18 protein-coding genes and 1 tRNA gene are annotated in these 18,630 nt (G+C 57.8%); 15 read left to right on the top strand and 4 right to left on the bottom strand.

Going from position 1 to position 18,630, the window contains the following annotated elements; genetic code table 11:
* From M7439_RS12965 to M7439_RS02605, 10 genes are all read left to right on the top strand, one after another.
* The coding region (locus M7439_RS12965; protein WP_366525198.1) for a zinc ribbon domain-containing protein at positions 1–394 on the top strand (394 nt) is incomplete at its 5' end.
* A 40-nt stretch (positions 395–434) separates the two neighbouring features.
* Positions 435–1,646: an XdhC family protein gene (locus tag M7439_RS02645; protein ID WP_298349153.1), complete on the top strand. Its 1,212-nt coding sequence runs from the start codon at positions 435–437 to the stop codon at positions 1,644–1,646.
* Entirely contained in the window at positions 1,640–2,236 is a 597-nt protein-coding gene (locus M7439_RS02640) for a nucleotidyltransferase family protein (RefSeq protein ID WP_298349150.1), read from the top strand. Before M7439_RS02645 ends, M7439_RS02640 begins: the two co-directional genes overlap by 7 nt.
* A 1-nt stretch (position 2,237) precedes the next feature.
* On the top strand, positions 2,238–2,873 hold the full coding sequence (locus tag M7439_RS02635; RefSeq protein WP_298349147.1) for an SRPBCC family protein: 636 nt from the start codon (positions 2,238–2,240) through the stop codon (positions 2,871–2,873).
* Positions 2,854–3,360: a DUF501 domain-containing protein gene (locus tag M7439_RS02630; RefSeq protein WP_298349145.1), complete on the top strand. Its 507-nt coding sequence runs from the start codon at positions 2,854–2,856 to the stop codon at positions 3,358–3,360. The genes M7439_RS02635 and M7439_RS02630 overlap by 20 nt, the downstream gene beginning before the upstream one ends.
* Positions 3,361–3,365: 5 nt before the next feature.
* Positions 3,366–3,448: transfer RNA gene (locus M7439_RS02625), tRNA-Leu, on the top strand.
* Between the two features lie 62 nt (positions 3,449–3,510).
* A complete protein-coding gene (gene trxA / locus M7439_RS02620; RefSeq protein WP_298349143.1) occupies positions 3,511–3,882 on the top strand; it encodes a thioredoxin in 372 nt (123 codons plus the stop codon).
* A 23-nt stretch (positions 3,883–3,905) separates the two neighbouring features.
* The gene (locus M7439_RS02615) at positions 3,906–4,784 is read left to right on the top strand and encodes a serine hydrolase (protein WP_298349140.1); all 879 of its coding nucleotides are present in this window, start codon (positions 3,906–3,908) and stop codon (positions 4,782–4,784) included.
* Positions 4,785–4,839: 55 nt separating this feature from the next.
* Positions 4,840–6,240 carry a glutamate decarboxylase gene (locus M7439_RS02610; RefSeq protein WP_298349138.1) on the top strand — a complete coding sequence of 467 codons (1,401 nt, stop codon included), beginning with the start codon at positions 4,840–4,842 and terminating at the stop codon, positions 6,238–6,240.
* Positions 6,241–6,373: 133 nt separating this feature from the next.
* The gene (locus M7439_RS02605) at positions 6,374–6,988 is read left to right on the top strand and encodes a helix-turn-helix domain-containing protein (protein ID WP_298349135.1); all 615 of its coding nucleotides are present in this window, start codon (positions 6,374–6,376) and stop codon (positions 6,986–6,988) included.
* Positions 6,989–7,947: 959 nt separating this feature from the next.
* Here the strand turns inward: M7439_RS02605 and M7439_RS02600 are convergent.
* The 4 genes from M7439_RS02600 to M7439_RS02585 all read right to left on the bottom strand — a co-directional run bounded on the left by M7439_RS02600 (position 7,948) and on the right by M7439_RS02585 (position 11,996).
* Complete coding sequence (locus M7439_RS02600; protein ID WP_298349133.1) at positions 7,948–9,171, bottom strand: serine hydrolase; 1,224 nt, start codon at positions 9,169–9,171, stop codon at positions 7,948–7,950.
* Positions 9,172–9,209: 38 nt separating this feature from the next.
* Positions 9,210–10,520 carry a nicotinate phosphoribosyltransferase gene (gene pncB / locus M7439_RS02595; RefSeq protein WP_298349131.1) on the bottom strand — a complete coding sequence of 437 codons (1,311 nt, stop codon included), beginning with the start codon at positions 10,518–10,520 and terminating at the stop codon, positions 9,210–9,212.
* The gene (locus M7439_RS02590; protein ID WP_298349128.1) at positions 10,513–11,328 is read right to left on the bottom strand and encodes a prolipoprotein diacylglyceryl transferase; all 816 of its coding nucleotides are present in this window, start codon (positions 11,326–11,328) and stop codon (positions 10,513–10,515) included. The genes pncB and M7439_RS02590 overlap by 8 nt, the downstream gene beginning before the upstream one ends.
* Before the next feature lie 74 nt (positions 11,329–11,402).
* A complete protein-coding gene (locus M7439_RS02585; RefSeq protein ID WP_298349126.1) occupies positions 11,403–11,996 on the bottom strand; it encodes a hypothetical protein in 594 nt (197 codons plus the stop codon).
* Between the two features lie 35 nt (positions 11,997–12,031).
* Between M7439_RS02585 and M7439_RS02580 the strand changes: the two genes are divergently transcribed.
* The 5 genes from M7439_RS02580 (at position 12,032) to M7439_RS02560 (ending at position 18,615) form a co-directional block, all read left to right on the top strand.
* On the top strand, positions 12,032–12,796 hold the full coding sequence (locus M7439_RS02580) for a glycerophosphodiester phosphodiesterase family protein (protein ID WP_298349123.1): 765 nt from the start codon (positions 12,032–12,034) through the stop codon (positions 12,794–12,796).
* A complete protein-coding gene (gene mnmA, locus M7439_RS02575; RefSeq protein ID WP_298349120.1) occupies positions 12,789–13,847 on the top strand; it encodes a tRNA 2-thiouridine(34) synthase MnmA in 1,059 nt (352 codons plus the stop codon). The genes M7439_RS02580 and mnmA overlap by 8 nt, the downstream gene beginning before the upstream one ends.
* Positions 13,840–15,828: an NAD-dependent DNA ligase LigA gene (gene ligA, locus M7439_RS02570; protein WP_298349118.1), complete on the top strand. Its 1,989-nt coding sequence runs from the start codon at positions 13,840–13,842 to the stop codon at positions 15,826–15,828. Before mnmA ends, ligA begins: the two co-directional genes overlap by 8 nt.
* A 242-nt stretch (positions 15,829–16,070) precedes the next feature.
* The gene (locus M7439_RS02565) at positions 16,071–18,095 is read left to right on the top strand and encodes a PASTA domain-containing protein (RefSeq protein WP_298349115.1); all 2,025 of its coding nucleotides are present in this window, start codon (positions 16,071–16,073) and stop codon (positions 18,093–18,095) included.
* Positions 18,096–18,171: 76 nt separating this feature from the next.
* Positions 18,172–18,615, top strand: a complete 444-nt coding sequence (locus tag M7439_RS02560; RefSeq protein ID WP_298349112.1) for a hypothetical protein — start codon at positions 18,172–18,174, stop codon at positions 18,613–18,615.
* Positions 18,616–18,630: the final 15 nt, after the last annotated feature.

The raw sequence follows: 18,630 nt of genomic DNA, 5'->3' as shown, positions 1-18,630 counted from the left end.
CAAACGAGCCGGAGTAACGGTAGTCGTCGTTGATCGCTTCTTCCCTTCATCGCAGATCCACCATGACTGCTCTGGCAGACTCATGGGTGCAAAGCTCGCCAAGAGACTGACCTGTGAGACCTGTGACGTTGAGGTGGATCGCGATGCCAATGCTGGGCTCAATATCCGTGACTGGTCGGCTACCAGTCCTGGCCTAGTTGAGGCCAGTGCCCTGTTCGTTCCCAGGCCCTTATCGGGTACAGACGACAGTTCAGATGATGGGTTGACTTATCACCTGGAGAGAGCGCGTAAGACCAGTAGCAATACTGGCCGTGCTCGGAGAGGCAAGAACGACTCTTGGACAAGTGAGCATGAAGTCCGAGACGAGAACCTTGTAAGAGGTGCATCATTATGAGTGGACTCACTATTAATCACTTAGATGCAACGGTGCTTAGATGATCGAGGTAGTCGAACGAGTTCTGCAGTGGAGGGCACAGGGCAAACGTTGCTCCCTCGCCACAGTTGTGGCGGTTGAAGGTTCGGGACCGAGAGAGCCTGGTGCCTTGATGGCGGTGAACGAGGATGGCGAAGTCGTTGGGTCGGTGTCAGGAGGGTGTGTTGAGGGTGCCGTTGTCACCGAGGCGTTGTTACGACTCGATGCTCCGGAGCCCATACTGCGAAGTTTTGGTATTCTCGGGACCGAGACCCCCAAGGAGGCGACCACCTTGGCCTTTGGATTCTCGGATGACGAGGCGGTAGCCGTTGGTTTGACCTGTGGCGGCACATTCCATATCTTGGTACAACCGGAGCCCCCCGGCTATCTCGATCGTCTTGCTGAGGCTTTGCAAGAGGATACTCCCTTCGTCATCGCTACGGTCTACTCGGTGAATGAGGACTTGGACTCCTACTTTGTCGAAGAAAACCGTGCGGTTGTCCCACCGGCGGTTGGTGCATCGATGCTGATCCTTGGAGATGGCGAGGTGCTAGGTAGCCTTGGCAACGCGGATCTCGATCGTGTGGTGGCAAGGGATGCTGCCGGGGTGTTGCAACAGGCCCAGGGAACGAGACGCTCCTATGGTCGAAGGGGTCAGTCGCGTTCCAGGGAGGTTGCTGTGGTGATGGCGGTTTCAGCGCCGCCGCCAACCATGCTGATTTTCGGTGCTGTGGACTTCAGTGACGCACTAGCGCAAGCGGCCAAACTGCTTGGTTATCGAGTGGTGGTGGTCGACGCTCGGGCCGTCTTTGCGACTGAGGCACGCTTCCCGAAGGCCGATGAGGTCGTGGTGGCGTGGCCGAATGACTACCTCACTACATGGGGCGCATCGCTCAGCGAGCGTGATGCCATCTGCATCCTCACCCATGATCCAAAGTTTGACGTACCAGCTATCGAGGCGGCACTCGCGACTCGCGCAGGCTATATCGGCGTAATGGGATCCCGACGAACCCAGGCTGACCGAGTCAGCCGACTGGTGACCCAAGGAATCGCAGTAGAGGAGATTCGTCAACGGGTCTGCGGTCCGATCGGTCTCGATATCGGCGCGAGGACTCCTCAGGAGACCGCTGTTTCGATACTCGCTGAGATTATCGCTCGGCGTGAGCGTCGCCTTGCTGGTTCGCTCTCGGAGAGTGCAGGTCCCATTCATGCCGAAGGGGCGATGACTTGGTAAACACGGCAGATCAGGAGCTGAGGTCGACGGGGATTGTCGTTCTTGCCGCCGGTTTCGGGAGCCGTTTTGACTCCTCTGTCCATAAGTTGCTCGTTGACCTTCACGGCCGTCCGTTGGTGAGTTGGGTACTCGATGCAGCCGCTGAGGTCCCTGCCGCTGCGCACTTCGTGGTCACGCGGGATGCAAGCATCGCGTCGTTGTCGCCAAGGAACTTTGTGGAGCTTCGAAATCCGCGACCACAGGATGGTCTCGCGAGTTCACTGGCGTTGGCCCTGGATCGGGCAAGGGCTGTAGGGTTGGGCGCCGTGGTGGTGGGCCTTGGTGATCAGCCATACATCCCCCAGGAGGCGTGGAGAAGGGTAGTATGTGCTCGCACGAACGGTGTGGCCATCGCGACCTATGCGGGGGTGAGGGCGAACCCTGTTAAGCTGACACTATCGGTCTTTGGCCTGCTTGAGCGCTTTGGCGATGTCGGTGCGAGGTCGATTTTTGATCGTGTCGAGGCCGTAGAGGTTCCTTGTCCGGGAGATCCGTTCGATGTCGATACTCGCCAGGATCTTGAGCACGTACAAGCCGTAGAGAGGAATTGACATGGAGATTGTAAACGAGTTCATCGTACCAGTCGGAGTGGATCGTGCATGGGAGATCCTGACCGATCTCGAGCAGATCGCACCCTGCCTCCCCGGTGCATCACTCTCCTCGGTTGAGGGTGATGAGCATAAAGGATCCGTGAAGATCAAGGTTGGTCCCATCACGGCGAACTACGCAGGTGTCGCACGTTTCGAGTCCAAGGATCAAGAGCATCACATCGCTGTGTTGCGTGCAGAGGGTCGAGAGACCAAGGGCCAGGGTAACGCCAGTGCGGTCGTTACGGCCCGTCTGATTCCCGAGGGAGACGAGACGACTCGGGTGACGGTCGACGTGGATCTCACGATCGCAGGCAGGGTTGCGCAGTTCGGACGTGGAGTGCTGAACGAAGTCTCTGAGAAACTCATGGGCGAGTTTGCCCAACGGCTCGCCGCCTTGATTGGCCAGAGCGAGTCTGGGGAGGTCGAGGAGGTGGATAGCGCTGGAGAAGAGCACGAGGTCCGTGTCGAGGAGGAACCCCAAGAACTCAATGCCCTTCGTGTCTTGGCAAAGCCCATCATCAAGCGCCTTGCTCCGGTGGCAGCCGTTTTGATCGTCACCGCGGTTCTGGTTCGTAGGCGTGGGCGCCAGCACGTCTGAGTCGGCGTGGGTTTCCGATGCGGATGATCACCTCTGGGTAGAGGAACAGCTTGGTCGGATCGCAGAGATTCCGTTTCGTGCCGCCTTCAGGTCCGCTACTGGACGTCCGATCGTCATCGAACTTGCGCCCTTTGATCGCAAGGGTACTCCGCAGTCCAACTGGTTCTGGTTGGTCGACCGTTCGTTGGTTGCTGCCGTCTCGCGGTTGGAATCACATGGTGGCGTGCGTCAGGCGGGCGCTTCGGTGAGCCGGGAGGCGCTAGATCTGGCCAATACGAGCTATCGAAGCGGCCGACCAGCACTTGCTCATATGCAGGGTCGCGGTGTTGGTGGTGCCCGAGCGGGTGTAAAGTGTCTCCATGCACATGTCGCCTTTTACTTGGCTGGAGGGTTTACTCCTGTCGGGGTATGGGCGACGTGGAGACTCTACCAGTCCGATCGTGAACTACTTGAGGGTCTCCTGTTAGGTGCGACATCGAGTAGGTGACGAGCGCCCGGATGGCGGAATGGTAGACGCAGGGGGCTTAAACCCCCCGGGCCTTTGGGCCATGCGGGTTCGACTCCCGCTCCGGGTACGGTAACGCTGGAATACCAGTGGGGGTATAATTGTTAAAGTCGTTATCGAGGAAGGAAAGAGATGGCAACACGTAATTTGACAGCAGCGGACTTCAACGAGACGGTCGAGAGTAACGGAATCGTGCTGGTCGACTTTTGGGCAGCCTGGTGTGGGCCGTGTCGGGCGTTCGCTCCGGTCTACGATGAACTCTCTCAGGAACACCCAGATATCGTCTTTGGCAAGGTTGATACAGAGGCAGAGCGAGAGCTTGCTCAGGCGTTTCAGATCATGTCGATTCCGACGTTGATGGCCTTTCGTGACCAGGTATTGCTCTACGCGCAGCCCGGTGCATTGCCTCGCCAAGCTCTTGCCGAGATCATCTCCCAGATCGAGGCGCTCGACATGGATGAGGTTCGACGACAGATCGCCGAACAAGAGGCAGCAGCCGAGTAAGGCCTTCATTGAGTCGGGTAGCGATGGGTGCTGCCATAGGGGATGCGCTGCGCCCAGGTGAGGATCTCGCCTACGGGTACGTCGGCGCTGAGGAACTCGTGGTACGGTATCAGAGCCAAGGCAATATTGCGCGGCCTTGGGCCTCGGTCTCGAAGCTGGTCACCGCACTCGCAGTGCATGTGGCTATTGAGGAGGCTTCCCTGCAGCGGTGGGAGCCGCTGGGTGACTATCAACTCATCGTGGAGGATCTCCTGGCGCATGCGTCGGGTCTTCCTACTGGCGAGGTAGCCGATGTGTCTATGAGCACGCCTTGGCAGGTTCGACCGATTTGCGCGCCGCATGAACGGCGCATGTACTCCAACCTCGGCTATGAACTGCTGGGTTATGGAATCGCGCAGCACTGCACAATGCCCTTTAATCACTATGCGAGGGAGGCCGTCTTGGAGCCTGCTGGCATGACTCAAGCTAGCTATCCTCCAGGTCTACTCGCTACAGGACCAGTCACAGGGGCCGCCTTTGGGCTCGTTGGGACAATCGCTGATCTCGTCAGTTTGGTGAGGGTGCTGTGCTATCCTTCGCTTGTTACCAGCGAAACCCTCATGGCTCTTCGCACTCCCTTTGCCCCTGAACTGGTCGGTGTGTTGCCAGGCTTTGGTCGTCAAGACCCCAACTCGTGGGGTCTTGGACCCGAGGTGCGGGGCACGAAGTCACCACATTGGATGGGATCGGCGGTATCGGAGCAGAGCTATGGTCATTTTGGACAGAGCGGCTCTTTTCTGTGGATCGATCCCACCCAGCGGTTTTTCGCCGTCTTTCTTGGCGCAAAACCTTTTGGTGGGTGGGCAAAGAATCGGTGGCCAGTGCTCAATAACGCCATCGTCGAGGAGCTTGCCTCCTCCTAGCACTCAGTGTTCGCCAAGGGGCGTCTGCTATCCTTGTCCGGAGGAGGACGATACGATGACTCGACTTAGTGGCGGCCATGATTCCAACGAGACGTCTGATGGCATACGGGTGAACCCTGTGTATGCTGACGGACCTGATCACGAAATTCCTAAGTACCAAATTCCCCCTGTTGGGATGAGCGCCCAGGCGGCTTACCAGTTGATCAGCGATGAGATCGACCTCGACGGTTCCGCACGACTGAATCTTGCTACGTTTGTCACGACCTGGATGGAGCCTGAAGCAGATCAGCTCTATCTTGAGGCAGTCGACAAGAATATTGTCGACAAGGATGAGTACCCGCAGACTGCCGCGATTGAGGATCGGTGCATCGCGATTATCGGCGACCTATGGCATGCACCAGACCCAGAAAATGTGATCGGAACTTCAACGACCGGCTCATCTGAGGCATGTATGCTTGCTGGGCTGGCCCTGAAACGAAGGTGGATGGCCAAACGACGAGCTCAAGGTAAGGATGTCGATCGACCCAATATCGTCTTTAGCTCATCGGTGCAGGTCGTGTGGGAGAAGTTTGCGAACTACTTTGAGGTCGAGCCGCGCTACGTCCCAATTACCCATGAGGAGCCGTACCTCACCGCCCGTGGAGTCCTTGAGGCGGTCGATGAGCGAACTATCGGCGTCGTTCCTATTCTCGGCGTGACCTACACCGGCATCTACGAGCCTATCGCAGAGATCACTCGAGCGCTGGATGATCTCGCCGCCCGGACAGAACTCGACATCCCGGTCCACGTCGACGCGGCATCGGGTGGCTTTGTTGCACCTTTCCTCCAACCGGAATTGGTGTGGGATTTCTCCCTTGAACGCGTGCACTCGATCAACACTTCGGGTCACAAGTATGGTTTGGTTTACCCCGGTCTTGGCTGGGTGTTGTGGCGGACCAAAGATCTGTTGCCTGACGAGTTGATCTTCAAGGTCTCCTACCTTGGGGGGGAGATGCCAACCTTCGGACTCAATTTTTCTCGTCCTGGCGCACAAGTGCTGCTCCAGTACTACAACCTGATCCGTTTAGGTTTTGAGGGTTACACGCGGGTGCAACGCGAGACCCAACATACCGCCGCCATCATCGCTGCGGGACTCGATGATCTCGCATCGATGTCGGTCATCGCTCGGGGTGACGCACTGCCGGTGGTTGCGTGGACCAAAACCGCCGATGCAAACCCCAACTGGAACCTCCACCATCTCTCTTCGAAGCTGCGGGAGCGTGGATGGCAGGTACCGGTCTATCCAATGCCCGATAATTTGTCGGATGAGCTGATCATGAGAGCGGTCTTGCGCAACGGCTTCCGAAGTGACATGGCCGCGTTGTTTGTCGACGATATCAAGCGAGCCGTCCAGGAACTCGAGGAGCTTGACGCTCCTATGCCCACATCGTCGCATGTCAACGGCTTCCATCACTAGCGCTTTGTATTGCACCGTAAGGAGGATGGGCACGCACGACGTTGCCCATAGGATGCTGTGTCATACTGGAGTGGCAGCGGATCGTGATCGGGCATGGTGATCGTGTAGTCCTGTCGCTCCTCATGGAGGATGTATGCCAAACGAAGATAGTACCCCACCAACGACGCAACATGAGCCCATGCCGACGCGAGTGCTCGCAGATGTCGGTTCAATCAAGGCTCTCGCGCATCCGCTACGGCTGGCACTGATCGATCTGCTTGGGCAGCACGAGAGTATCACGGCGGCCGATGCTGCCCGCATCCTGGGAACGACGGCAGCCAACTGCTCGTTCCATCTTCGACAGCTGGCAAAATATGACTTTGTGGAGGCGGTTGAGGTTCCCAGTCGACGGGAACACCCTTGGCGTCTCAAGTATCTTGGCATCACCGTTGCCGATGATGCTGGCGAGCTCACGAGCGGCTTCAATGCGCTTGCAGAGCAGATGATTGCAACCGTCGTCGAACGCTTCAGGGTCTATCGGAGATTTGTCAGCAAGCTGAGTCTGGATTGGCGTGAGGTTAGCGGTATCCACGAAGGCACCGGCTGGCTAACCGTTGATGAGTTACGGGCACTCGATCGCTCGTTCGATCACTTCGCTACGCTGGCGGCGGCACGCACCCATGGCTATGAGGCGATTCCCGCGGAGGCACGCAGGGTGGATATCGCCAAGCTCGTCTCTCCCCTTGATGCCCCTGATGGGGATGGCTGACCCGAGAGTTAGCTCTGCGGGCATCCACGTATCGACCACGCCCGTGCGGTTAGGCATGCCGGGGTTATTCGCACCTACTGTCCGGGCAGTGGGCCCCAATGCACGAACGGGTGGTCGAAGACGTTGTCATGCATCTATCGGGGTGGGCAAGTACACCGTCTACCGGTGGTGCGAGAAGGAAGAGCTGCCGCTTCCCGCTCCGTGGGTCGGGAAGCTCATCCTCGTCAACGGTCTTGACGAAGAAGGCTCGAAGCGCGACTCCCTGCGTGAGTGCGATTCCATGACCAATGGGCAGATCTGGATCAGCCGGTGGCTCGACCTCTATCGTGGGTGGCAGTGTGTGCAGTGGTCATGCAAGTCGGATCTGGGATGAGCAGGCGACGCGAAGTTCTAGCAGATACCGCCGCCGGTCCGACAACTTCGCGCGCCATCGTCGAACACCGGGACCGGCTGGCAAAGTTTGGCGTCGCGAATCTCGTGGCGGCCCGTCGACTGAAGGACCAACGGCTAGTAGTGGTAAACCTGGCGAGTGGGATGAGGACCGTGTCGTTGCGATGCGACAGAGGTTGCAGTGGGCTCTTTTGCCTGTCCAGCGGTAACGAGGCAGTCGGAGCTATGCGATCATGGCTCTCGGGTGCGCGAACAGCGAGGTTGGAGCTGTTGCGGCCTGCGACTTCCTTGCAGCGAGGATCGTGGTTGCGCTTGTGCAGATTCGGAGCTCTACTCAGAACGTGCGTGCAAAGCCACTGTGGTGTGGGTAATTGCCTGAGGATCGAGCCCGGAGGATTGTCCGGCGAGGTTGGCGTTGGCTACAGTCACCGAGGTCGACCACGCAGTGAGCTGTTCCTATGTGGGTGCCCGTTGCGATGAGGCCAGAACTGAACCTGACGGCCCATGGGTGAAGAGCCTTGCGCGAGGTGCGGCATGGGCCGTAGAACTCACGCACGGGGTTGCAATGATTAGCTGGTCAGAGCAGGTATCAACATTCGGTGAATTTCGTGCCCAAAAGCGTAGGCGCTTGACGGGATTAACTGGGTCATGAAAATGACGCTGAGCTGGTCGTGAGGAGCGATAAAGAAGTTGGTACTTGCCATCCCACCCCATCCGAATTCGCCGTCCAAGCTGAAGTTCTTTGCCGCAGCCGCATTGGTGACCACAGAGACCCCGAGGCCAAAACCTTTGCCTGGTTCGTCAATCGGCTGGGGATGATAGCGACACAGGTCGATCGCGTCGGCACCTCCGGGCAGGTGATTGGTCGTCATCAGATCGACGGTTCGAGGTCCAAGAATTCTGCTACCATCCAAGGACCCCCGGTGTAGCAGCATCAATACAAAGCGAAGGTAGTCGTCGATTGTGGAGTAGAGCCCGCCACCGCCCATATCGACGGGGAAGACTCGTCGTTCAGGGACTGGCCCACCGAGACGATGCATGCCATCGCCTTCAGTCCGTAGGTATAGACCACCAACCCTGCCAAGTTGATCCGCATCGACCTCGAAGGTGGTATCAACCATTCCGAGCGGCTCGAAGATTTCGGCTCGAAGATACTCCGAGAGCCGCCTGCCGCTAATGACCTCAATCAGGCGGCCGACGACGTCGGTTGCCACCGAGTAGTTCCAGCCGTGACCTGGATCAAAGAGAAGCCCAAGTTGCGCGTAGCGATCCACCAACTCTCCAAGGGTGAGGTCGTCGGGGAGGTTCAGCTCAGAGGCATGCTGACGATAGAGCGCATCGAGGATGGTTTGATTGTGGAAGCCGTAGGTCAACCCAGCGGTGTGGGTGAGCAAATGCCACACCCGAACAGGTTCGATCGCAGGCCGATACTCGGGTTCCAAGGTTGACCCCCCGGTGAGCACCTGGATGTTGTGGAACGAGGGGATGTAGTCACCGACGGGGTCTTGGAGATCGACCAATCCGGCCTCGGCAAGCTGTAATAGCGCGGCCGAAGTGATCGGTTTGGTCATCGAGTAGATGCGATAAAGAGTTGCATCGGTGATTGGGGTCTGGGTAACCGGATCAGCCAACCCATAGTAATGGCGGAGCGCAATCGCGTCATCCCGAGCGACGAGAAGGGCAAACCCCGGGATTTTGCCGGCATCAACGTAGGCTTCCATATGCCGTAGGAGGGCCTCGACTTGGGGACGATGGAGTCCGGCCTCCTCAAGTGATGTCATCTCGATGGTCATAAGAGATTCCTTTCAGATAGGAGTAGTAGTCGTGAACGTTAGACCTTCACCGTTCCTGGGCCAAGATAGTGGCATTGCAACAGCGGTGCTGTGGCGGAGAGCAGATCTTTACAGGATGCGAGCTCCTCGAGCGACTCTTGATGGAGTCGTCGCCAGCGTTCAAGATCGTCATCGATAACCTTCTCGCCGTTGACGATCACTGGAACCTGCAACGGCCGCAACGCATCCGCAGACGTTGAGGAGATTGTGGCCTCGGGATCGATTGAGAACTCGTCGATAGCGTGCTGTGCACGTATACGTCGGTACGCGGCCTTGGCGCCGCCGTCTGAGGTCTTGGCCTCTGACTGTTTGGCGACGGCAATCGGTTCTCCTCCGCGCTCGATGGAGACGAGCTTGTAGACAAAACCCGCGGTTGGGATGCCAGAACCGGTCACAAGCTTGGTGCCGACGCCAAAGCCATCGATGGGGGCATCGTGTAGCCGGTGGATCGCTGCCTCGTCGAGATCTCCCGAGACGAGGATCTGTGTCTTTGTGGCCCCAAGGCTATCGAGTAACTGTCGAGCGGCGATCGAGGTAGCAAAGGGATCGCCTGAATCGATGCGAATAGCGGCAAGTGAGGGTCCGAAAACATCGATAGCCGTACGGATGCCATTGAGAGTATCGTACGTATCGACGAGTGCTGTTGTCGCTTCTCCCGCAATGGTTCGTTGGGCGCGAAAGGCGGCTGCCTCACTGTCATGAGCGAGGACGATTGCGTGCCCCATGGTACCGGCCGTTGGAATCGCGTATTGTTGCCCAGCGGCGAGGTTGGAGGTCGCTGCAAAACCCGCAATGTAGGCGGCTCTCGCCGCTACGACACCAGCATTCTCATTGGTGCGCCGAGTCCCCATCTCGATCAATGTTCTCCCGCGAGCGGCGAGTACCATTCGTGAGGCCGCAGTAGCGATGGCCGAGTCGAAGTTGAGCGCTGAGAGCAGGAGCGTCTCGAGTATCAGTCCCTCGGCGAAGCTCGCCTCAAGTCGCAAGACGGGAGAGAAGGGGAAATAGAGCTCCCCATCAGGGTAGGCGTAGATTGAACCCGCAAATCGGAAGTTAGCTAGATAGTCGAGCGTCTCCCTGGAGCAGATGGAGTTGCGTCCGAGATAGTCGAGATCAGCTTCGTCAAAGGTAAACCCTTCGAGGAGCGTGCCGACTCGCGCGGTGCCGGCGGTGACCCCATAGGCTCGCCCTCCTAGCCCACGTCCAAAAATCTCAAAGGTCGCTCGCTTTGTACCGATCCCACTCTGGAGCGATGCTTCGAGCATGGTGAGCTCATACCTATCCGTGAAGAGAGAGGTATGTTCAGCCATGTGCATCCGCGGCTGCAAGGGGTTGTGGTGGTGGCGCGAGCACCGTGGTGTCCTTGCCTCTTCTGGAAAGCAACACGAGCATCACGATGATCGACCCCGCCAGACTGATCAGTGCGAAGACCTCGACCGCATCCCACACACGGGGTACCGCAAGCCAAAGGTACTCATCAAAGAAGCGTCCGATCGACCAGATGCCGTAGGCGGTAACCGCGAGTGAAAGTGCTGGCATCTTCCATTGTGGGTAGAGCCGGGACAGCCCAAGTACGATCGAAAACGTGATGATCGTTTCGATGGACTGAAAAATAGGCACCGGTATCCGATAGCCGACCTCTCCGGCATACTTCATGCCGTACCAAGCGGTGGTCGGATGGCCACCACCTGCGAACATGAGCTGAGGACCGAGCAATCGGCCCATGGCCCAGGCGGCCAACAACACCGGAGCTGTTACGTCAGCAGCTGTCCGAAAGGATATTTCCGGGTTGTACTTGTGTAGTGCATACAGAGCGACGATCAGACCGCCTGCGATCCCCCCATAGGAGGAGAGACCGCCCTGCCAGACCGCGAACACCAGGATTGGGTGAGCGAGATAGTAGCTGATATTGGCGATGCAGTGTACCGTTCGCGCACCTACCACGGCCATGACGATGATCCATATGAAGGACTTTTCCAACCACTTTGTCGATAGGCCGTAGTGCTGAAACCGGCGGCTCAAGTACCAGTAGGCGAACCAAAACGTGATACCAAGGCCGAAACCATAGGTGTGGAGCACAAGTGGCCCGATGTGGAAAGCAACAGGTATCGGTCGCACTGCGCTTTACCTCCGATCGCTTTGGGTAGTCATCATTCTAAACCAGTCGTGATGGTATTCGTAGATGATGGTGCTCATAGTTGCAGATAGGTCAGAGGGATATCGCTTGCCTGTACGAGGACGGAGGCGATCCACCCGGTGAGCTGACTGATCGCTACCTGCACCCGTTCATCGTCATCGATGATCTGTTCATCGATGACACACGTTGTTTCGTAGACGACCTCAGCACTGAGTTCCGTGTCGTCGGTCGTGATGTCATAGCTCGTCTCGATGGTGACGCGTTGGAGTTCCATCGGTGCATTGAGAATGCTCTGCGATGAGTGACGCGGCAGGTGGGTCAGAAGCTGTTGAGGCGTCATCGGAAGGGCGCTGAGGCCAGTGAAACGAAGAGCTACCTCAATGACGATCTCAATCGGGTCTTCAATACCATCGCCGAGTGTCCAACTGCGGTAGGAGCCTTGACTCCAGGTGGGCCACTCGACCGTTAGGTCGGCACGCACGTGGGGTGGGGAGGCCTCTCCCGGTAGGCTGTAGGAGGTCTCGAAGGTTAGATCTCCAAGCATGAGGTCGTTATGGAGCTGCTCTTCTAAACCTGCGCGCTCAAGCATCGAAGAGCTGAGGGAGGTTTTGAGCGAGGCTATGAAGCGAAGAAAAAGATGATCGAGCATTCGCCTACGATTGTAGTCGCTCCAGGAGGGTTGACATGACCGCTGCACCAAGGCTTCAGTGTCCACACATCGCCGCGCATCGTGGGGGTATGGGCGAGGAGGTTGCGTCATCGATGGCTGCCTTTCGTCGTGCTGCAATCGATCTGGGTGTCGCTCTAGAGCTCGATATTCATCCCACGAAGGACCACGAACTTGTCGTGTTCCATGACGACCATCTTGAAGCCACGACGAACCTCGTTGGCGCCATTCATGACTATTCGCTTAAGGCCCTGCGCGCCACGCTTGATCTGAGCAATGGTAGCGCTCCAAGTCGCGTCGGGATCGCAACACTCGAGGAGGTACTCGCCATCAGTGGAGATGTCGAGGTCTCAATCGACATCAAGGAGGACCTAGGGGCCGACTCATGGGTGGAGGGGACGGTCGGGGAGCTTCTGCAAGAGCATGCAACGGGCAAAAGGGTGGTAGTGGCTTCGTTTCTTGATCCTCCGCTCGCTCGATTTCGGCAACTTTTCCCAGCAGTACGCACCGCTGCATCGAGTGCTGAGGCCATTCGGTGGTATCAGGATTTCCATAATCAAGTGACCTCTGAACCCGCCTTTGCGGTGCTTTCGCTTCCGCTTACCCTCATGGGTAGCGAGTATCTGACTGCGCAACTCGTTGACTGGGCGCACCAGCAAGGACTTGAGGTTTGGGTCTGGACCGTGAACGAAGAGGAGGATCTACGGCGTGTGCAAACGATGGGTATTGATGTCGTGGTGACCGACTATCCAGCGAGGGCGTTGGAGCTCTATCATGGCTAGAGTCATGGTGGCGATGTCAGGGGGAGTTGACTCCTCGGTGGCTGCTGCGTTAGCGGTGCAAGAGGGTCACGAAGTGGTCGGCGTTACCCTGAAACTCTGGGGCGGAGCCTCGGACTCGGGTTGTTGTTCAGTGGCCGACGTCGAGGATGCCCGTTTTGTGGCGCATCAACTCGGTATCAAACACCTGGTGTTTAACCTCACTGAGGAGTTTGAAAACAGTGTTGTCGATCCGTATGTGCGGGGCTACCTTGGCGGAGAGACGCCGAACCCTTGCATTGAATGCAATCGGAGCATCAAGTTTGCTGCGTTGGTTGACCGGGCGACCCAACTCGGGTTCGAGTACCTCGCTACTGGTCATCACGCAAGGATCAGTTTGGATCGAGGGGTTCCTCTGATCCGAAGAGGGTTAGACGTCGCAAAAGATCAGTCCTACGTGCTTTCGGTGGTGCCGAAGCATTCATTAGCGAAGTTACTGTTCCCCGTTGGGGAGATGACCAAGGACGACGTCCGTCGCATCGCCGCCGAGCTGGAGTTGCGCACGGCTGCTAAGCCGGATTCGCTCGAGGTCTGTTTTATCTCTCGGCAAGCTGGTAAGGAGAGTTTTCTCTCCTCGAGAGGAACGTTGCATGCGACCAAAGTGATCGACACGGTGACAGGGCATGAGTACGAAGATGCGAGCCCTTTTGAGACGGTGACCGTCGGGCAACGCCGGAGGATCGGCGGCCTTGGCGACGGGATGCGCCGCTATGTATTGGCCAAAGATCCGGCGACACGGGTGATTCAGGTAGGAACCATCGACCGACTGCAGACCGACAGGCTCGTGGTTACCACCGCCATGGACTATCTGGGTGACGGCTGGCCGAAGGAGGGCCAGATACAGGGGAGCGCGCATGGAGCCACAGTCCCGGCGGTGCTCAGTGAGACGGCGTTGGAGTTTCGGACCCCAACTCGGCGCATCGCACCCGGCCAGACGATTGCGCTCTATCAGGAGGACCTCGTGGTAGGATCGGCGATGGTGGCGATGTCGACACAGGCCATTGCTGATGAGTGATCGGATTGATGACCTCCGGTCGTTGCTCGATCGAGCGAGTTATGCGTACTATGCGCTTGATTCTCCGGTCCTGACCGACGCTGAATACGATGTGCTCTACCGTGAACTGGTTGAGCTCGAGCAACAGCACCCTGAACGAGTGGTGGCGAGTTCGCCAACCCAACGAGTAGGTGCGCCGCCGTTGCAACTCTTCGCACCGGTGGTGCACGAGAGTCCAATGCTGAGCATCGATAATGTTTTTGCGATCGACGACCTGAACGCGTGGGTCGATCGACTCGCGAGGCTCTTGGATAGAGAGCCGACTCTCTTTGGGGAGCTCAAAATCGATGGATTAGCCCTGAGCCTGCGCTATGAGCATGGGATCCTGCTGCAAGCAGCGACTCGTGGCGATGGGAGAACAGGTGAGGATGTTACAGCGAATATTTACGCGGTCGATGCGATACCCAAACGTATCGCCCATGATGCTCCGCTTGAGGTTCGTGGCGAGATCTATCTGCCCCGGTCGGCGTTCCAGCTGTTGAACCAAGATCCAGACCTCAAGGTTCCATTTGCGAATCCCCGCAACGCAGCAGCTGGGAGTCTCCGTCAGAAGAATCCTCGGATTACCGCGAGTCGGGGACTCGCGTTTTTTGCCTATCAGCTCGAGGAACCCATTGAGACCGAGACCCATCATGAGGCGCTCGCGTTACTTCGATCTCTCGGTTTTGCCGTTGAGGAGCACGCTGCGTTGGTCGAGCGGGAACAGCTTGCTGCTCGGATACAGGAGCTCGATCAGACTCGCGCCCAGCTCGATTATGATACCGACGGTGTGGTGATCAAATTAGATCGCATCGAGGATCGTGGGCGAGTGGGTGCGACTTCGCGGGCGCCGCGCTGGTCGATTGCCTACAAGTTTGCCCCCGAGGAGCAGCTGACCCGGCTGTTGGCGATAGAGATCTCCGTCGGTAAAACCGGCAAGATAACCCCCTTCGCGGAGCTTGAACCTGTGGTCGTTGCGGGCTCAACGGTTTCTCGCGCAACGTTGCACAATGCAGAGCAGATCGAGCGCAAGGACGTTCGAGTAGGAGACCTCGTGGTTGTGCGAAAGGCAGGCGAGATCATTCCGGAGGTGGTGGGCCCAGTGCTTGGAGCACGGGTTGGAGAACTACCCCGCTACCAGTTTCCTGCGTACTGTCCCAGCTGTGGAACGCGCCTCATCCGTGTACTTGACGAGGTTGACTTTCATTGCCCAAATCGTTTCTGTCCAGAGCAGCTTGTGCAGCGTCTGATGCACTTTGGATCTCGTGACGCCATGGATATCGATGGTCTTGGCGAGGTACGGGCACGTCAGCTCATTGAGCTCGGCTTGGTGAGGATCCCTTCGGATCTGTTCAGTCTTGAACCCCATGAGTTGGGTCAACTTCCTGGCGTTGGTGACAAGATGATCCAACGTTTTATGGTGGGCATTGCAACCGCACGCCAACGGCCGCTCCATCGAATTCTTTTTGGACTCGCCATTGATAATGTCGGTGCCCACGTTGCCCAGGTAGTTGCGTCATCGATGGGCGCACTTGATGACCTCCTCACCATTACCGTTGAGGCGCTGGTTGCCTTGGATGGTGTTGGTGATACGGTAGCCAGGTCTGTTGTCCATTTCCGAGATGATCCGTACGGATCACAGGTTGTGGCAGGACTTATCGATGCTGACGTACGCGGACAAAGGGCCCCCGACCTGGCTCCCGCGACATCGGATCAGCTGATGGGGCTCAGTTTTGTTATCACCGGAAGTTTCCCGGATGGCCCTCGTGAGCAGATCCGTGATTTCATTGTCGAGCATGGAGGTCGCGTGATAGAGGCGGTCTCCAAAAGAACCGATTATCTCGTAGCAGGCGAGCGTGCGGGATCCAAACTCGCCAAAGCGATCGAGCTCGGCATCCCAGTCATCGATTTGCCTGGGCTCTCTGCGATCGTTGCGTCTCGAGGGCAGCAGACAGTGATATGAGTCAGATGGCAGACAGTATGGCGCACGGCGCGACAACGCGCCTGTAACGCACGGCGCGACAACGCGCTAGTAACACGGAGCGCGACAACGCGCCCACACTACTAGGGGAAACGATCCCATGGGACTTGACACGCCATCCTGTCCTCGCGTCGGGGCGATCGATCTTGCTGAGACTTCGGCGAAGCCCAGCAGGAGCGGTGCGAATGCTTCAGCGCGCCTTGGTGTAGGCTGTATCTGGATTTGTGGAGCTGACCGCTAGGTCAGGCGGTCGTCATAAGGTAGGTAACGAGCTGGCGAAGGCGGCAGGTACGGACGAGAACATTGGTCGAGTCCTGAGTAACCGATATCGGGTGGTGGCTCGAAGAGGTTCGGGTGGTGCTGGTATTGTCTACCGGGCGGTCGATGATCGGTTGGGGCGAACCGTGGCGATCAAGCTGTTGCAGCGTGGGCTCGCCGACGACCCTATTTTTCTGAGAAGATTCCGTGACGAGGCACAGGCAGCCGCGCAGCTGAACCATCCCAACATCATGAAGGTCTTTGACTGGGGCTCTGACGAGGGTGAGCCGTATCTGGTGATGGAATACCTCTCGAATGGCTCACTGCGGGAGCTCTATGCCAGAGGCGTTGAGCTCACCACACCCCAGGTGGTGCAGATCGGCGCCGCGACGGCCTCGGCACTCGCGTACTCGCACAATCGCAACTTTTTACACCGAGATATCAAGCCTGCCAACCTCCTCTTCGACGATGGGGGTCGTGTCAGAATTGCAGACTTCGGACTCGTGCGTGCCCTGTCGGAGAGTTCAGCAACGGAGACCGGTGGCGGCATTCTGGGAACCCCTCGATACATGGCACCAGAACAGGTCGAAGGGAAGCGTTCGGTTCCTGGTAGTGATGTCTATTCGCTCGGGCTTGTATTGTATGAAGCGCTCTTTGGTGCCATCCCTTTCCAGGGGGATACCCAACTGGCCCTAGCGTTTGCGCGGCTTCGAGAACCAGTGGTCAATCCCAACCCAGAGGATCCGGTCGCGAGTTCCATCGTTTCGATGCTGGACCGCGAAGCGGACCGCCGTCCAAGTGCCGCGGAGATCGAACACCTTTGGAACGCCTTTGCTCGGGATCTCACGAACCCCGAGCCGCTCTTCGTCGGCGGGCAAGCACTGACTGTCATGACCCCTGAGGCGGTGATGGACGACAGTTTGCAGTGGCTTGGTGACGGGGCGACGGTCGCTGGTGACCTGACGGAGCATCTTGCCTCGGATCGAGGCGATGGTACTACCGCCGTACTTGTTGCACCAATGGGAGGCGAGGGCGATGAGCCAACCTCAGTGCTCGAGGTGGCTAAGCCGATGCATGTGGAGTCCGTCCCGCCCGAGACCGAGGAGGTGGGTGGTCGCCGCCCTTGGTGGCTCCTGTTCTTCTTGTTGCCGATTCTGGTTGCTGCGGCGCTTGGTGCGGCAGTGCTGTACCAACACTTTCGGGAGATCAAGGTCGATAATGTTGCGAACTTGACGGCGGTGGCTGCGACCCAACGCCTGCGCGGTGAGGGAATTGCTCATGTGACCGTCCAAGACCGTTACTCGACGGGCGTAGCGTCGGGACGGGTGATTGGGTCCAGTCCGTCCGTAGGGGCGAACGTGCACCCCGATGGCGATGTCGTGCTCTACGTATCCAAGGGCCACGCTCCGGTCTACGTAGCCTCCTACCAATCGGCGCAGTTCGCCATGGCGCAACGTGCGTTGTTGGCCAAGGGTTTCCGGGTTGACCCCAAGTATGAATACTCCCCAGACGTTCCAGCCGGGGTTGTGATGGGAGAGACGCCCGTCAATCAGCGGGTTCCCTACCACTCCATCGTGAGGTTCGTGGTATCGAAGGGTCCTGCACCAAGACCAGTGCCGAACGTTGTTGGCGCCTCGCTTGCGACTGCAGAGGGGGATCTCACGAACCAGGGTTTCGTCTACCAAGTCCAAAAGCAGTACTCGAACTCGGTGGCTAGCGGCGACGTACTATCGCAGTCGGTGAGCGCCGGGACCGTGTTGGGGGTTGGGTCGAGCGTGACAATTGTCTCGTCACTTGGTCCGCACTATGTGCAGGTGCCCAACGTCGTTGGTGATGCCCTTGGATCGGCTGAGTCGACCCTACAGAGCCAGGGTTTTGCCATCGGTACCGTGTCTGCTCCCTTTGGTGGTTCTATCGTCCAATACCAGAGCCCTGGAGCTGGCCAGACGGTGCTCTATGGCGCGAGTATCAATCTGTTGGTCATTCCTTGAGCAGATCGGATCGCTGGAATGTTCTCGATCATTCCGAGCTTGTAGAGTGATACGAAGAGAAAAGGCGGTTTGACGTATGGCAGATTTCGACATTTCGATGCTTGATGGGCTGAGTCAGTATGAGTTCTTGAGTCCCCAATGGCTTGAAGAGTTTCGAGGGATCACAGAGCGACTCGGTATCGAGCCGATGCGAGTTGATGTCACACTCAGAATGAACCAAATTATCTCGGGTTGTCCATTCCAGGAGGAGCCTTTGAAGGCATATCTCGACACGTCTTCAGGGGTGGTCGAACTCGACCTAGGGGAGCTCGAGGAGGCGGACCTTACCGTATCGCTCGACTACGAGACGGCAAAGGCTCTTTTTGTAGAGTTCAATCCCCAGCGAGCCATCGAGTCGTTCATCGCTGGCAAAATACTGGTGACGGGCGATATGACGAAACTCCTTGGCTTAACACAAGTTTTTGCAGGGAGAACGGATGACGATCCGATGTCGACGTTGATGAAGGCGATCACGAGCTAGTTGCTTTTCCTTTAT

The organism is Ferrimicrobium sp. (genome assembly GCF_027319265.1).
In the GTDB taxonomy this organism is placed as follows: domain Bacteria; phylum Actinomycetota; class Acidimicrobiia; order Acidimicrobiales; family Acidimicrobiaceae; genus Ferrimicrobium.
This window is presented reverse-complemented; position numbering and strand designations above follow the sequence as displayed.

Excerpts from the sequence above, each read along its gene's own strand:
- M7439_RS02600 (WP_298349133.1), bottom strand. The coding sequence starts at position 9,171 with ATGACCATCGAGATGACATCACTTGAGGAGGCCGGACTCCATCGTCCC.
- M7439_RS02635 (WP_298349147.1), top strand. The coding sequence starts at position 2,238 with ATGGAGATTGTAAACGAGTTCATCGTACCAGTCGGAGTGGATCGTGCA.
- M7439_RS02560 (WP_298349112.1), top strand. The coding sequence starts at position 18,172 with ATGGCAGATTTCGACATTTCGATGCTTGATGGGCTGAGTCAGTATGAG.
- M7439_RS02610 (WP_298349138.1), top strand. The coding sequence starts at position 4,840 with ATGACTCGACTTAGTGGCGGCCATGATTCCAACGAGACGTCTGATGGC.
- M7439_RS02580 (WP_298349123.1), top strand. The coding sequence starts at position 12,032 with ATGACCGCTGCACCAAGGCTTCAGTGTCCACACATCGCCGCGCATCGT.
- trxA (WP_298349143.1), top strand. The coding sequence starts at position 3,511 with ATGGCAACACGTAATTTGACAGCAGCGGACTTCAACGAGACGGTCGAG.
- ligA (WP_298349118.1), top strand. The coding sequence starts at position 13,840 with ATGAGTGATCGGATTGATGACCTCCGGTCGTTGCTCGATCGAGCGAGT.
- M7439_RS02615 (WP_298349140.1), top strand. The coding sequence starts at position 3,906 with ATGGGTGCTGCCATAGGGGATGCGCTGCGCCCAGGTGAGGATCTCGCC.
- mnmA (WP_298349120.1), top strand. The coding sequence starts at position 12,789 with ATGGCTAGAGTCATGGTGGCGATGTCAGGGGGAGTTGACTCCTCGGTG.
- pncB (WP_298349131.1), bottom strand. The coding sequence starts at position 10,520 with ATGGCTGAACATACCTCTCTCTTCACGGATAGGTATGAGCTCACCATG.
- M7439_RS02645 (WP_298349153.1), top strand. The coding sequence starts at position 435 with ATGATCGAGGTAGTCGAACGAGTTCTGCAGTGGAGGGCACAGGGCAAA.
- M7439_RS02585 (WP_298349126.1), bottom strand. The coding sequence starts at position 11,996 with ATGCTCGATCATCTTTTTCTTCGCTTCATAGCCTCGCTCAAAACCTCC.
- M7439_RS02605 (WP_298349135.1), top strand. The coding sequence starts at position 6,374 with ATGCCAAACGAAGATAGTACCCCACCAACGACGCAACATGAGCCCATG.